The sequence below is a fragment of the Streptococcus sp. HMSC067A03 genome, from assembly GCF_001814295.1.
In the GTDB taxonomy this organism is placed as follows: domain Bacteria; phylum Bacillota; class Bacilli; order Lactobacillales; family Streptococcaceae; genus Streptococcus; species Streptococcus constellatus.
In genome coordinates this window covers 118,095-132,806 of the sequence record NZ_KV815682.1, presented here as the reverse complement: position 1 = coordinate 132,806, position 14,712 = coordinate 118,095, and the positions used below count along the sequence as shown (strand labels likewise).

Sequence of the window (14,712 nt, the reverse complement as noted above, 5' to 3'; positions counted from 1 at the left end):
CTTTCCTTATCATATCAAGTCTAGTCATTAGAATTAGAATCTTGACTTTTTATATAGGCACGATTAATCAGCTTGGCTATCCATTTAGGCCAAAAGAGCTGATACATATATAAATCTTCTTTGGTTCGAGTATTGTCTGAAATGGTTTTGGTCGTCTCTGACTCCTCATGAATCCGGTGACACATAAGTTTTTCAGAGATAAAAGCAAATCGTCCCTTGTATTCACTAATCTTGTACCAGGCATACCAATCTAGACTGACCCGCATCTTTTCATCAAAGCGAAACTCCTTGATCCGAGCCAGATTATAGGTAACAGCTGGACATGAGATAGGATTTCCTAAAGCTAATACTCGATTTCTCCAGAAATGGCTAGCTGGCATTATATTCAATACTTTGAGCATAAATGTCTTAATTTTCAGATTTTTATTAGCTAAAATTTTGACACCATTTTTTTCTTCAAAGTAATCTGTATAAGCAATCAAAACATCTTTAGATTGCTCTATTTTTTGCAACACAGCTTCTAAGTAAGTCGGCTCATAATAGTCATCTTGATGAGCAATAGTTGCATACTGGCTATCGACGAATGAAAGTGCATTGTTCCAATCTTTGCCAATCCCTCCACCCTCTTTAGTATAAAAAGGAATCTCGTATGTTTGGCAAAGTTGCCTGATTGAATCAAGAGGGGTCGAACTATAGCAAATAATCTTCGATCTTATTGTCTGAGCCCTCAGAGATAAAATACAAGCTTCTAAAAACTCACTTTCTCCATAAGCACAAATGACCCAAGTATGGTTATTTTTCATCTTTTTCGCTTTCTAATTCAGAAATTTTTTGCTTTGTAATTGATAATTCTTGCACCAACTGCTTGATTTGCTCCTTTTGTTTAGAAATAGCAATTGTATGAAAAAATACGATAATCAACAAGAAAAAAACTGCCAGAGAAAGCAAAAAATTTGAGGTCAATTCAAAACCTAAAAGTTGAGCAAAATAAACTGGAATGAAATCAAAAATTGAAATAATAATCAATACAAAACCAATCACAATCCACATAAAGGCTTGCTCAAACAATATGTTATTCCTATTGATACTTCTAAACACAAAATATAAAAATAAAACAGAAGCAACCAGCATAGCAATAGACAAAATAGACATTATTCACTCTCTTTCATAAAAGCAGCAATCAAAATAGATGAACAAACTTCAATCATATACCGAATTGATTTGATAGGCGTTATGGAAGAAACTCCGCCAGAACGCTCAAACATATTTGCCGGAGCTTCTACTACTCTATATTTTCGTTTTAAAATATGAACGATAGACTCTGGTTCTGGATATTTAATAGGATAGCGCATCGCAAACTGTCGAATAATCTTTTGATTGCCCAAGCGATAACCAGATGTGGTATCTAAAATTCTTTTTCCAGTTGTACATTTAATAAAAGCAGAAATAATCGTAATACCAAATCGACGCATAAAAGTCGTCTGAAATTCTGATGCTTTATTTCCAACAAAACGTGACCCAATTACTAAATCCGCTTCATTCTTACAAATAGGCTCCAATAAAGATGCCAAAGAACTGATATCATGCTGTCCATCCCCGTCAAACTGAACTGCAACATCATAGCCATGCTCTAAAGCATACTTATAACCTGTCTGAACGGCTCCACCAATTCCAAGATTCATCACAAGATGAACTGCATTCAGTCCATTTTCATCAAGAATCTCTTTGGTGTGATCTGTCGAACCGTCGTTTATGACGACATAATCCAATTCAAAATCAACTTTTTTCCGATATTCGACAATGCTTAAAACGGTATTTAAAATACTTTCCTCTTCATTATAAGCAGGAATAATCATTAAAACTTTCAATTACGTTTTCTTTCCTTTACAGTAGATTTTTGAAAATAGTGGCATCAGTCTCAAAGATTCTAAGCTTCTAAAAAGCAAGATGAATATAATTATCTGAAATCTCTCACCATGAACCTTATTAGACAGAGGTGATAGATTAGAATCCACTTGCTCTTGTCCAATCCATTCTTTTATCATCCTATACTGATTCATAAACTCAGAACTTGATGCAGAACGGCCTGAAAACAACAAATACCAAATATAATAACGTTTAATAAAGTACCTCAAATAAATCGAATCACCAGCGACTTCTTTCAATTGTGATAAAAAGTAAACTATATCAATCTTAGGATTAAATCCTCTTTGAGACGTATTTGAAATGCTAGACTCATTAAAAAACCAATTATAACCATTATAATCAATAATTTTGATTTTATCTGTTTTATTATAGGCATTTAAACTAAAGACAACATCTTCACCGATTGGATAGTCAAAAAATTGAATTTGATTTTCTTTCAAGAAAGATGTTCGATAAATGCGAGCCCAAGGAGCTACCACAATATATTTCGACCAATCTGTGTCAATCAAATCTTGTTGAAAAATAATTTTATATTCTTGGTTGACACGTCTATAACCACCAAGTACAATGTCCATTTCCTCTTTGGAGATGGATTCATAAAATACTTGCAGATAATCACTGTTTACATAATCATCATTATCAATAAAAACAATATAATCCCCTTTAGCTAAGAGAATCCCTCTATTTCTTGTTTTTGCCACACCTTCATTTTCCTTATCAATCACTCGAACGAATGGATAATGATTGGCATAGGTTTGAAGCACCTTTAAAGAATTATCAGTCGATCCGTCATTCAATAATATGATTTCAAAATTCTTAAAAGTTTGTTCTAAAAGCGAATCTAGACATTTTCTAATGCCTTTTTCCGCATTATAAACGGGAATAATAACTGAAACTGCTAGATTATTAGACATTTATACTTCTCTTACTTTCATTCACTTAATTAACTCTTTTTGTAATATCCTATCAAACGTGGAAAAAGTTTGATTGATATGCTAAGTCCCATAATCTTCGTAAAAATACCAACCATTTTGAATGTCCTATTGTTTATTTTTTTAGAAAATTTTAATAGATATTGATATTTTTTCAGTAAACTTCCAATATCTTTATTGTGAAGATACTGATTAACAAAAGGCAATATTGAAATATAAGATATTGTGAAATAAACCTCAAGTGCAGTCTTAAGATTTTGATTATATGTTTCAATACCTTTTAATCCAATGTCAATACTTTTTAAAATATCATAGACATTCTTCTCTTTCACTATATTAGTAATACTCCCATCTCGGTTTTGTCTATACATGTAATTATCCGAATTAAGAATAGAAAAACTACCTGCCATTTTCAAAAGATTTGCACAATAAAGACAATCTTCTGATAAAAAACCTACAGGGAAGCCCAATCCTTGATTAAATAACTCTTTCTTTACACACTTATTCCACGCAGGAGCAGTCAAAACTTCTTTTGATACTAAATCCAAGACATGATCACTGAAAAGTCCAAAAGAAGGAACAGTTTCAAAACCAACCTGAATGATATCATCTATATCATAGAATTTATTATACGAAAAGATTACTATATCGCTCTTGTTTTGTTCAATATTATCACTCAACTTTTTGAGAAAATGATTGTCACTCCAAAAGTCATCACCGTCAACAAACAACAAGTAGTCTCCCACAGCATTTTGAATACCTGTATTTCTAGCTGCAGACAGGCCTCCATTCTTTTGATGAATAACTCTAACAACATCATATTTATCAGATAAAGCATCACTGAGTGGGCCCGTAGCCTCATCCGTTGAACCGTCATTAATAATTAATACCTCAAACTGCGACATAGGGAAATTTTGCTTTGCTAAGCTTCCAACACATTCATTTAAATAGTTTGCCACATTATAAGCCGCAACTATAATTGAAAATTTCATCATTTGTTTTTCTTTCTAAACCATGTATAGGGATTTGTTACAAAATATATAATCAAGGATACACTTAGCCACGCTACCATTGAAAAAAGGAATGATAAAGCGGCTCCAAAAACCTCGTAGTTCATAACCAACGGTCTTGCAGTCAACACAGATACTAGATATCCCGTTAAAAAAGAGATAGTCAAATAATGTTGTTTACGAAAAACAGTTAGAATATTATCACACACTGTAGAAAAAGTACTTGCTACCCCTCCAAATAACAAAATCAAAAAACTAGAATGATAATGCTTTAAGTCAGTACCATAAACAATATCTAAAATAGGTATCGCTAAAAATGTTCCTAATAAAAAGATAGATACACTCGTTAACCATAACGTTTTAAACAGATTGTTTTTATAAGTTATAAAATGACTTATTTTCTTTTCTTCTCGAAAAATTGCAAGCTGGGTAATCATTGGCCTCAAGAATACAATCATAAGATTCATGGAAAATATCGGGGTGAAGAGAACACTGAAATCCCTTTGCACACCTGCTCCAATAAAGCCTTTATTAAAGATATCATTCAAAGCATATTTAGGCTGATTATAAATAGAAACCAGTAAAAAGGCGTTGATAAAAAGCGGAAAACAGTCTTTTAAAATACTAAAAATATCTTTCACATTTACTTTAAAAAAATTAATTTTATGAAATGCTTTTGATTGTGGGTAATCAAATAATCCGATACAGAAAAAAGCAATAATTATTTGAATAATCACCGACAATAGTAGATTTCTTGAAATAATCAAACTTATAAAGAATCCAAGGGTTGATAGACTATTTCTGATAAATAAGGACTTACCTGCAATATCAAGTCGTTCTCTTTGTTGAAACAATCCCTGAAAGACATCCGACAATGCTTCGCTAACGCGAAAGAAAGATACTCCAAAAATAATATCCATATTGTTATGTGTTGAAGGGGTCACGATAATATAGCCAATAAGAATTAGCACCATCAAAATATTAGATAAAATTCTTGTTACAAGATAAGCATCAAAAGAATACTTTTCTTGAATATCAGTCGCTTGAAAATCTCTCACCTGAAAACTAGCAACAATTACTAATAAATTGGCAATCGCATAAGCGAAACTGTATAAATCAGCTGATTCACTTGACAATACACGGGTAACAACAACTAAAAGAATGACCGAAACGACAGCTGATGACAGGCTGCCAAATATATTCCAAAAGAATACTTTTTGCTGGGTTGTTTCTTTCAAATTTTAACTCTCTCCCACATTATAGTTTCTTAATTATACCATTTTCTAGGAGATTTGTGTATAAGGAAAAACAATCAATCGATTACCTCTATTTTTGAATTCTATAATCTCTGTTACGAATAAATTAGATGAAGGTACTCGTATGCAAGTTGAAGTATCTAGCCCCCAATTCCCCACATTACTAAAGAAAAATAGCTATTACTAAAACTTATCCTATCCAAGTGACTCACCTTATTTAGTATAAAATCACCCAAAAACTAATTGGAAGGATTCATATAACAAGCATCGCAAAATAGTTAACTGTCTCGGTATAAAATGTTACTTGGAAATTCAAAAAGTTTCAATTAACCTACTTCTCTGATTTAACCTTGATTATTGAGTAGGGAGTTGCTCAGTTTTAAGAAAGCCAGAATGAGCTTCGTTCCACAAGATTTCTTCTGGAAAACTCTTATCCATCTTTGACGTTAGAACATCAAATAACACTTCATACGTTATCTCAAAAAGTAAAATATAAAATTAAAGTCATTACCACAAATTTTAACTTCATATCTTCATTACTCTAAAGATCAAAAAAAGAGAAGATGAAAATAATCCTCTCCAAAAATCGGCTAACACCAATCACTACAATTGATAAAAATATGCTATTTCTTCCCTTGTTTATAAAATTCCTTGAGGGCATCTTGCCAAGTTGGAATGACAAAACCGGTTGCCTTAGCTTTAGCTAGGCTCATAGTAGAATTGAATGGTCGCTTCGCTTTCGCTGGAAATTTACTAGAATCTACTGGTAAAACTTCAACATCTGTATCTTTTAAAATTTCTACTGCAAAATCATACCAAGTCGTATCTTCTATAGCATCATTTGACAAATGGTAATAACCAAATTCTTTTTGATTTTCTGCTAAGTAAGTCATAAATTCAGCCAACGTTCGCGTCCAAGTTGGACGACCATGCTGGTCATTAACAACCGTCAGGGTTTTATGTGTTTTGGCTAAATTCTGCATGGTAAAAACGAAGTTCTTTCCATAATTTCCAAAGACCCAAGCTGTGCGGATAATGTAGAAACGGCTAGAATATTTTTCAACCAACTCCTCTCCCATACGCTTCGTGCGACCATATTCTGTTTGAGGATCTGGTCGATCATCTACTTCCCATTCTTGCCCAACTGGCTTATCTCCAGCAAAGACATAGTCTGTAGAGATGTAAACAAGTGTTGCTCCATGGGCTTCTGCCGCCCTTGCGACATTCTCTGTCCCGGTCACATTAATGACATAGTCCAGTTCTTTACCTTCGTCTTCTGCTGCGTCTACAGCTGTATAGGCAGCGCAGTGATAAACCAAACTTGGCTTCACTTCTGCAAAAACCTTCTCTACCATTTCGGCATTGGTAATATCCATTTCTGTCACGTCAACTGCCACATACTCTTCATTGCGTTCATCTAAAAGATAACGAAGTTCTGTCCCAAGTTGTCCATTAGCACCTGTAATTAAAATCATTTGACATTCCTTTCTGAATAATAAACATTCAATGAACTTAATTATACCAAAAAAAGCAGAAAAAATCTGCTTTTTCTACTCGCTCTTTTCTTTAATAACATAAATTGGCCTTTTTTTGGTTTCCATAAAAATTTTCCCAATATACTTACCAAGAATGCCAATTGTCAACAACTGAAAACCACCTAGAAAAAGAATAATCGAAACCATAGAAGGCCAGCCAGCTGTAGGATCCCCAAAAATCAAGGTACGAATAATGACAATAATGATAAGGAAAAATGCCAATAAGCAGGCAACAATACCTCCCCAAAAAGCTATTGTCAAAGGAGCATCTGAAAAGTTTATAATCCCTTCTAGAGAATAATTCAATAATTGCCAGAAATTCCAACTGGTTTTTCCTGCAACTCGCTCCACGTTCTTATATTCCAAATATTTTGTTTTAAATCCAACCCAAGCAAAAATCCCTTTGGAAAAACGATTATACTCAGAAACCTCTAAAACAGCATCTACCATCTGTCGACGCATGAGACGGAAATCACGCGCTCCATCTACCATTTCAACTTGGCTAATTTTATTAATCAATTTATAAAACATCTTCGCAAAAAAACTACGAATCAGAGGTTCTCCCTCGCGTGTTGTACGACGCGTTCCTACGCAATCCAATTCAGCATTTTCATCTAGCATATTTTTCATTTGAATCAATAATGCAGGTGGGTCTTGCAAATCCGCATCCATGACAGTCACTAAATCACCAGTTGCATATTTGAGACCTGCATACAGAGCTGCTTCTTTCCCAAAATTTCTCGAAAAAGAAAGATAACGAACACTGTTATTTTTCTCACTGAGCTCTCGTAAAATAGATAAAGTTCTATCTTTTGAGCCGTCATTGACAAAGATATATTCAAAATGATCATTTATCTGAGATTTAATTTTTTCCATTTCCGCATAAAACAACGGAAGCGACTCTTCCTCATTAAAACAAGGAATGATGATTGAGATTGTCATTTTTCGCCCTTTCTTAAGATTTACCTTTTAAAATTAAAACCCATAACAATCGCATTATACTACATCTACGCTCCATTTTCTACTATTTCCACAAAAGAAACAAGAAATTCTCAATTCTATAAATCAAGATACTTTTATTTTATACCAAAAATTCCGCATTAGAAAAACAAATTTTACATAGACCAAATACTGGTTAAATATTTTTGTAATGAAATCCATAGTTTCTAAAGCTTTGTTGTCATTTCTTCATCGTTTTAACTGAGATGTTTACTATTAATTTAATATTAAAGAGATTTTTTAAATAATCAAAATAATCCCTTGGTGTAATGAACCAAGGGAAAATCCGTTACATATTATCTTTCACTGCTACTGCTACCATTTTTGCTTTGGCACGTACCTGATCCGCTACTGTCATCTCCATTGTCACAATGACTTTTCTTTCACCCAATTCTTCAAGTCGAGAGACAACCGTAATTTCCTCATCAATAGGTGTTGGACTTTTATAATCCACTTCCAATCGAGCTGTAATAAATCGTCCAATCACCGTTTCTTCTGTTAAATCTAACCCCTTATTTTGATGGGCAAACCAAGCTGCTGAAGCGGTACCGTGACAATCAAAAATCATGGCAATCATGCCACCAAATAGATTAGCTGGAACACCACCAGTATACTGGCGAGCTGGTGTTATCTTACTAATACAGCTTGTTCCATCAAGACTAGGATAAGTTTTTAAATGCAAGCCTGACTCATTCTTAGGACCACATCCCCAACAATGTTGGAATCGATCGCCATAAGTATCTTGAATGGCAATGTTTTTTGTTTCTAAAGTCATTTAATCTCCTTTTTAAATTGAATTTTTAAGCGCTTTCAAAGCTATTATATCAATCTTTTTATGAAGAGTAAATACGAAGTAGATTCAAAATATTTTAATCGTTCGTCTAAGCAGAATTTATAGAAAAGTGGCGTGAGAAAGGCTCAGCTTGAAAATATTCAGTTCGTTTAGTCTGAATGAGCGTGCTAAAAAGTTAGACTTGACAAAGAGGAGAATGTTTCCTATATATGCTTGACGATTATCTATACTGAGAAATAAAATTGATTGATTTGCCCTTGAAATTCAACAGATTTACATCAGGTAAATGTTACACCTACTCAAAAATACTTTTTATTCATTTAAATATCTTTCTAAGATATCTGTTTTCTGTTTTTGAATTTCTACAATCTTACTTTCTTCAATCACAATCAAATCTTCTAATTTTTCTATTTGTTTTATTGCTTCATTCTGATGTTCTATATTACAATTTTTGCTAAGAAGAGATTGACGAGTTTATCGAAGGCATTTTCACGTCCGCCAACATTATACTTACGAAGAATTGTTGCAGATTGATTATATTTTTTTTGAACTTCATCATGTGCGATTTCTTTTAAATCAGCAATTGAAGATTTCGCTTGTCCAATTTAAAAAGTCTTAATGTTAGCTTCTAATACTCCATTTGTAACATAATCTTGTTGATAGATATCACGCCAAATTTCGAATTTGTCATTTCCTCCTTTAGCATCATTATATGATTTTGGATTATCCAGAGTTGAAAGAAAATCGGTATTATCAATCAAATGAATTGCATGATACATCCGTTTAATCTCACCAGCTTCAATTTGAGAAGCATATAAAACTAGAGCTCTTGCCTTATTTTCTTGTTTTTCATATAAGAAAAGTTGACCACCATCAACTTCTGTATTTTCCACTCTTTATCAAATTCATTTCCAAAAGTCTTAGCTTCAATTATAAGAAAAGGTGTACCTTCATTATCTTCAACTGTTATATCAGCATTCCCAGATTTCGTATTACGTCCTAATTCCCAAAATTAAAATATAGCCTACATATCAATACAATACTTTAATAAAAACTTCTTATCTAAAGTCTTATCTTATCTCAGAACAGACCATTTCCTTACACTTCGCCGATAGATCATCTCGTATAAGCAGTGATACTACCTCCACATGTGTTGTCTATCTCTTGGGAATACAATTTTTTATTCTCGTCACTGTTTTGAGAACACAATTTATCTGATTTTAGTTTAGCATTTTTGCGTTTACTTTTAAATTTTTTTCCATTCTTATTTTGAGTTTCTCCTGTTTTGAAAATAATAGTTGACATTGCTGGATCAATTTTTCCATCACTATTAACACCACCTACGATAATTTTCTCAACAATGCTTTCAAAAACTGTACGATCAAACTCCGTGAGTATTTTCTGAGAAGATAGTAATTGCTTAAACTCAGTAAGTCTCTTCTTTACATCGATTTCTGATTTTAAAGTTGCTTCAATATTTACTTTTTCTTCAGCAAGATACTCTTTTTCTGATGAAATCTCATTGTATTTTTCGGTATAGATAGAATCACTAATTTCCCCTTCTAGCCTTAAATTTACAAGATTCTCCTCTTTTTTTAACAATGCATGAAGTTTATTAGTAATTTTTTTTAGCTCCTTATTGAGACTATTGTCATTCAATTCAGATTCAATCGTTTCAAGTAAGTCTGTCATTATATTTTCGTTTGAATGATATAGTTGTCTGTAAGCTTCCATGAAAGCTCCCTCAATAGCTACCTCCTCTAATCCTTTACTATGTTTACAATATTTTTTCCCTTTTTTTATCGAAGTAACACAGTGCCACACAACTTTTCGATAATCTGAACGACAGTGCCAACTTCTTCTAGACAATAATGAACCACAAAAACCACATTCTAACATGCTACTAAAAGCATACATTTTTGAATAGCGTTCACGTTTGCCATTTACATTTGCAGCAGTCTTCTTATTTCCTGCTCGACGCAATCTAATTTCCTGAGCTTTTTCAAAATCTTCTTTAGATATTATTGCTTCATGATTATCTTTGATATAGTACTTATCTTCTTCTCCCAAATTACTCAACCGTCTCTTGCTTATTGGATCAACTGTAAAAGTTTTTCCCATAAGAATATCACCCTTATATTTTTCATTCTTTATGATTCCTAAGACTGTTGTATCATTCCAATGATCTAATCCTCTTGGAGATTTGTAACCTAGTTCATCAAGTTCCCTTGCTATGACTTTCCCTCCAATACCTTCTAAGTATCTTTCAAAAATATAACGAACTATTATTGCTTCTTCTTTATTTATAGAAAGTTTCTTAGTTTCTATATCATAGTCATAGCCTAAGCACCCTTGAAAACCAATCAATTCACCACGTTGCATCTTCATTTTCAATCCCTTTTTCACATGGGCAGAAGTATTCTCTACTTCTTGCTGTGCAACGGAGCTCAGAATAGTCAGAAGCAGTTCTCCATCCATTGTGAGGGTATCTATATTTTCTTCTTCAAAATATACTCCAATTTGCATATCCTTTAACATTCTGACATACTTCAAAGTATCTAAGGTATTTCTTGCAAATCTAGCAATTGCTTTAGTGACAATATAATCGATTTCTCCATTCATACAATCAGTTATTAAACGTTGAAAATCTTGTCTCTTTCCTGTTTGTGTTCCTGAAATTCCTTCATCTGCATAAATATCTGCAAGTTCCCAATCTGAACACTGAGAGATATAATCTTTGTAATGTCTTACTTGAGATTCATAACTGTTTTTTTGATCCTCACTATCAGAACTCACTCGACAATACGCAGCAACCCTTTTTAAATGTCTTTCTACATTGATACCTCTTCGTCTAACTAAAGAATCAGCCTTTATTATTTCAACATTATTTTTTTTCATAACTGAAATTCCTCCTTTTTGATTCTATATTACCGCGTTCAAACAAAAAGGTCAGCTATTTTGTGTACTTAATACGCAGTTTGTTTTTTATCTTTTCATACTCATTTTTCGATAGCATATTTTTTGAGTATAAAAAGTTAAGCATTGATAGTTGCATACTATATTTTACTGCTGATTGATTCAAACTCTCCCCTCCTCGTAAATTGTACTATATAAAATCCTCCGTGGGTATGATTGGTTAGATCACTCATGGGCATTTCACCCGCTGTCCTTTTACGCTGGCAGCCTGAACGTTCAGAAGTATCATTGTCCTTATTTGTAATCTTGGCATATAGAGGACCACTCTATTTTATAGCTGACAATTACCGCTCATATCCCAGCGTATCATACTAAGCTGCTCAACAAATAAGAAAGTCCCACCTCGGTTTATTCAATTGTCAAAGAACAAATCAAGGAGAGACTATTTTTTAAAATTGATTTTATGAGGATAATCAGTTAGTCCTAAAATATAATCTGTACTAACGTTATAGAGTTTAGAGAGTTTTATAAGAACATCGGCTGTTAAAACCACCTCCCCTCTCTCAATTTTTGCATAGTTAGTATGAGAAAAGGAATGCACTTCTGCAACATATCTTTGAGTGAAATCATGATCTTCCCTCAAATCTCTTATACGTTGGTACATCTAGCTTTCTCCTAAGAAAAGTATATGTCACTTTCAGAAAAAAGCTGGGAAATTGTCATGTTATGACAGCAAAATTTATATCATCCTTATCTGAATGCCATTTGAGGTTTCTAATGCTGTTAGCTATCAAAAAATGGTATAATATTTTTCCTTTTCTCATAAGACAGATGCATGTTTTTTGAAACTAGTTTTTAACTTTTCTGGACATATTGATCTTCTTGTGATTACAAAATTGTAATATCGAATGATTTAATACTTGTTTCTCCTGGTTCCACAAATGTCACTTGTCGTTTCTCTTCAAAAATATCACTTTCTTCAGGTGAAGTAGATAAACCACTCCATGGTTCTAAAGCAATAAACGGACCATTATTAGTTGTTGACCAAATAATTAAGTTAGAAAAATCTTTAAAATCCACTCTCAGTCCTTTATTACTTTTCTTAGATTTCAAACTGACACTACGAGACTTAAGTTTGTCAAATGTAATGGCGTCATGAGAAAACAGTGAATGTACTAAATCAATCTTTCTTTCATTCATGAGAAACGGTGTACGATTTTGTAAATCAAGCAACCCTGTCTCTGGGAAACTTTTAGGGATACTACAAGTCTCTTCTTCAGAAAATTCCAAATAATAATCTTCGTAAATATCGCTATCTATTAACGGGCAATTAAAACCTGGATGTCCTCCAATAAAATAGGGTAATATCCTATTATTTTCAGTATTCGTCACTTGATATTGAGTCGTTATCGTTGACTCGTGTAAGCGATAAATAATTTTTAATACAAAGTTAAAAGGATAATTTTTCAAAGTAACTTCTGTGGATTTAAAAGTAAAAGCTATCGTTTGCTCATCAATCTGTCTAAATAAAAAATTTTCTTTTCTAACTAAACCGTGTCTAGGAATAATCCTTAGAATATCTTTGTTGTCAGAATCAAAACTAACTTTATCGTCACGAACACTTCCACAAATGGGGAATAAAACAGGGGCCTGGCCACTCCAATATTGTGGATTCCCTTGCCAAAGATATTCTATTCCATCTTCATCTTTAATTGATGATAAAGCACCTCCAAACTCCTTAAACTGTACAGTTAATTCATTATTTCTTAATTCAATAACCATTTTTTCCTCCAAAACAAAAGAAAACGAGAATATCAGTTCAAAGACTCACATTCTCGTTTTATATTAGAAATTATAATAAAGAAGTATCTTTAAAACCTACTCAATAATTTGTGTTTTAGCTACTTGTTTATACCAGTGAGCACTCTTCTTTGGATAGCGTTCTTGCGTATCAAAATCCACATAGAAAAGCCCATAACGTTTTTCATAACCATTAGACCAAGAAAAGACATCCATCAGCGACCAAATAAAGTAACCTTTGACATTTGCTCCATCAGCAATGGCATCAGATAAGACTTCTAAGTGTTGTTTAACATAGTCAATCCGTCCATCATCATAGACCGTATTGTTCACAAACTCATCTTTATAACCTAATCCATTCTCGGTAATATAGATTTTTTTGTAGTTTGGATAGTCCTTCTTAACCCGCATGATTTGGTCATAGAGTCCTTGCGGATAGATAATCCAATCCCAGTCCGTTCTTGGAACATAGTCTGGCGCTACCCGACGGCCGACCCCTTTGATTTGATATTTAGAACTGCCTTTTTCACCTTTTCCATTGTGAATAATTTCAGTTTCTCCATCAAAAGCCTGCATCCAGTCACTCATGTAGTAGTTGATGCCCAGGAAATCATTGAGGTCTTTAGCCGCTTCGAGTGCTTCAAAATCTTCATCTCGTAAATCCAAAGTACCACCATTGGCAGTCAGAATATGATTGACTCCAGCCATGGTTTTTTCGGAATAATATCCCAGATAAGTCGCATCCAAGATAAATTTGTTATGGATAATGTCTTCCAACTCTGCTGCAACCACATCATCCGGATTTTCCGGATCAAGAGGATACTTGGTAGGGAGTGCATGAACAACTCCGATTTCACCCTTGTAGCCCTTATCCTTATAGAGCTTTACTGCACGAGCGTGAGAGACCATCATATTGTGATGGGATTGGAAGACCTTGGCTAGGTCATATTGGATGCCCGGCGGAAATTTTCCAACGAGATACTGGCCGTCTCCAATCGGCCCAATCTCATTAAAGGTCGTCCAATAGCGAACTTCTGGGAATTCTTCAAAACAGAAAGCTGCATAGTCCACAAAATGTTCGATATTCTCACGATTGAGAAAATCACCATTTGAATGCAAGGCTTCCGGAGTATCAAAGTGATGAAGGGTCACAAATGGTTCCACATGCCGTTTATGACATTCCGCAAACAAATTGTGGTAGAACTCGACACCTTTTTGGTTGACTTGACCATATCCAGTTGGGAATATGCGAGACCAAGCAATCGAAATACGGATACCATTCACACCGTACTCCTCAGCCAATGCCAGGTCAACTGGATATTTATGATAAAAGTCACTGGCAGGTTCTGCCGTATACCAATAATTATCTTCTAAGTATTTATCCCAAGCAACGGGACCTTTACCATCTGTGTGAGTAGCTCCTTCAGCCTGATAAGCTGCCGTAGCCCCACCGAAAATAAAATCTTTTGGGAGTGTTTTTGCCATCTTTTTCTCCTCTTTATAATAGTATTTGAGATGAAGCATTGGAAAGGAAACAGGGAAAGT

At 33.8% G+C, this 14,712-nt stretch carries 15 protein-coding genes; all 15 read right to left on the bottom strand.

Translation table 11 applies throughout. The features are described 5' to 3' along the window. Window positions 1-20: 20 nt before the first annotated feature. Window positions 21-803, bottom strand: a complete 783-nt coding sequence (locus HMPREF2963_RS08425) for a glycosyltransferase family 2 protein (RefSeq protein WP_003068644.1) — start codon at window positions 801-803, stop codon at window positions 21-23. After that, on the bottom strand, window positions 793-1,152 hold the full coding sequence (locus HMPREF2963_RS08420; protein WP_070669387.1) for a DUF2304 domain-containing protein: 360 nt from the start codon (window positions 1,150-1,152) through the stop codon (window positions 793-795). The genes HMPREF2963_RS08425 and HMPREF2963_RS08420 overlap by 11 nt, the downstream gene beginning before the upstream one ends. Further along, window positions 1,152-1,868 carry a glycosyltransferase family 2 protein gene (locus tag HMPREF2963_RS08415; protein WP_037591025.1) on the bottom strand — a complete coding sequence of 239 codons (717 nt, stop codon included), beginning with the start codon at window positions 1,866-1,868 and terminating at the stop codon, window positions 1,152-1,154. Before HMPREF2963_RS08415 ends, HMPREF2963_RS08420 begins: the two co-directional genes overlap by 1 nt. After that, window positions 1,869-2,840, bottom strand: coding sequence for a glycosyltransferase family 2 protein (locus HMPREF2963_RS08410; protein ID WP_003068638.1), 972 nt, complete (start codon window positions 2,838-2,840; stop codon window positions 1,869-1,871). It abuts the gene before it with no gap. A gap of 29 nt (window positions 2,841-2,869) precedes the next feature. Continuing rightward, on the bottom strand, window positions 2,870-3,850 hold the full coding sequence (locus HMPREF2963_RS08405) for a glycosyltransferase family 2 protein (protein ID WP_037591155.1): 981 nt from the start codon (window positions 3,848-3,850) through the stop codon (window positions 2,870-2,872). Then, window positions 3,850-5,106, bottom strand: a complete 1,257-nt coding sequence (locus tag HMPREF2963_RS08400) for an MATE family efflux transporter (RefSeq protein ID WP_039677221.1) — start codon at window positions 5,104-5,106, stop codon at window positions 3,850-3,852. Before HMPREF2963_RS08400 ends, HMPREF2963_RS08405 begins: the two co-directional genes overlap by 1 nt. A gap of 641 nt (window positions 5,107-5,747) precedes the next feature. Then, entirely contained in the window at window positions 5,748-6,599 is an 852-nt protein-coding gene (gene rfbD / locus HMPREF2963_RS08395) for a dTDP-4-dehydrorhamnose reductase (protein ID WP_003068630.1), read from the bottom strand. 75 nt (window positions 6,600-6,674) lie between these two features. Continuing rightward, the gene (locus HMPREF2963_RS08390; RefSeq protein ID WP_037596781.1) at window positions 6,675-7,601 is read right to left on the bottom strand and encodes a glycosyltransferase family 2 protein; all 927 of its coding nucleotides are present in this window, start codon (window positions 7,599-7,601) and stop codon (window positions 6,675-6,677) included. A 346-nt stretch (window positions 7,602-7,947) separates the two neighbouring features. After that, window positions 7,948-8,433 carry an acyl-CoA thioesterase gene (locus HMPREF2963_RS08385; protein ID WP_070669386.1) on the bottom strand — a complete coding sequence of 162 codons (486 nt, stop codon included), beginning with the start codon at window positions 8,431-8,433 and terminating at the stop codon, window positions 7,948-7,950. A gap of 623 nt (window positions 8,434-9,056) precedes the next feature. Next, complete coding sequence (locus HMPREF2963_RS08380; RefSeq protein WP_070669385.1) at window positions 9,057-9,344, bottom strand: hypothetical protein; 288 nt, start codon at window positions 9,342-9,344, stop codon at window positions 9,057-9,059. Window positions 9,345-9,567: 223 nt separating this feature from the next. Further along, complete coding sequence (locus HMPREF2963_RS08375) at window positions 9,568-11,349, bottom strand: recombinase family protein (RefSeq protein ID WP_070669384.1); 1,782 nt, start codon at window positions 11,347-11,349, stop codon at window positions 9,568-9,570. Between the two features lie 55 nt (window positions 11,350-11,404). After that, a complete protein-coding gene (locus HMPREF2963_RS09690; protein WP_306665188.1) occupies window positions 11,405-11,533 on the bottom strand; it encodes an SHOCT domain-containing protein in 129 nt (42 codons plus the stop codon). Window positions 11,534-11,809: 276 nt separating this feature from the next. Next, window positions 11,810-12,031 (bottom strand): helix-turn-helix domain-containing protein, encoded by a 222-nt coding sequence (locus HMPREF2963_RS08370; protein WP_003068620.1) that lies wholly within the window; start codon window positions 12,029-12,031, stop codon window positions 11,810-11,812. A 224-nt stretch (window positions 12,032-12,255) separates the two neighbouring features. Further along, window positions 12,256-13,149, bottom strand: a complete 894-nt coding sequence (locus tag HMPREF2963_RS08365; protein ID WP_070669383.1) for an aldose 1-epimerase family protein — start codon at window positions 13,147-13,149, stop codon at window positions 12,256-12,258. A gap of 96 nt (window positions 13,150-13,245) precedes the next feature. After that, window positions 13,246-14,652 (bottom strand): 6-phospho-beta-galactosidase, encoded by a 1,407-nt coding sequence (gene lacG, locus HMPREF2963_RS08360; RefSeq protein WP_070669382.1) that lies wholly within the window; start codon window positions 14,650-14,652, stop codon window positions 13,246-13,248. Window positions 14,653-14,712 lie beyond the last annotated feature (60 nt).

Coding starts and splice junctions, on each gene's coding strand:
- HMPREF2963_RS08420 (WP_070669387.1), bottom strand. CDS start 1,152: ATGTCTATTTTGTCTATTGCTATGCTGGTTGCTTCTGTTTTATTTTTA.
- HMPREF2963_RS08425 (WP_003068644.1), bottom strand. CDS start 803: ATGAAAAATAACCATACTTGGGTCATTTGTGCTTATGGAGAAAGTGAG.
- HMPREF2963_RS08385 (WP_070669386.1), bottom strand. CDS start 8,433: ATGACTTTAGAAACAAAAAACATTGCCATTCAAGATACTTATGGCGAT.
- rfbD (WP_003068630.1), bottom strand. CDS start 6,599: ATGATTTTAATTACAGGTGCTAATGGACAACTTGGGACAGAACTTCGT.
- HMPREF2963_RS08410 (WP_003068638.1), bottom strand. CDS start 2,840: ATGTCTAATAATCTAGCAGTTTCAGTTATTATTCCCGTTTATAATGCG.
- HMPREF2963_RS08365 (WP_070669383.1), bottom strand. CDS start 13,149: ATGGTTATTGAATTAAGAAATAATGAATTAACTGTACAGTTTAAGGAG.
- HMPREF2963_RS08390 (WP_037596781.1), bottom strand. CDS start 7,601: ATGACAATCTCAATCATCATTCCTTGTTTTAATGAGGAAGAGTCGCTT.
- HMPREF2963_RS08405 (WP_037591155.1), bottom strand. CDS start 3,850: ATGAAATTTTCAATTATAGTTGCGGCTTATAATGTGGCAAACTATTTA.
- HMPREF2963_RS08375 (WP_070669384.1), bottom strand. CDS start 11,349: ATGAAAAAAAATAATGTTGAAATAATAAAGGCTGATTCTTTAGTTAGA.
- lacG (WP_070669382.1), bottom strand. CDS start 14,652: ATGGCAAAAACACTCCCAAAAGATTTTATTTTCGGTGGGGCTACGGCA.
- HMPREF2963_RS08370 (WP_003068620.1), bottom strand. CDS start 12,031: ATGTACCAACGTATAAGAGATTTGAGGGAAGATCATGATTTCACTCAA.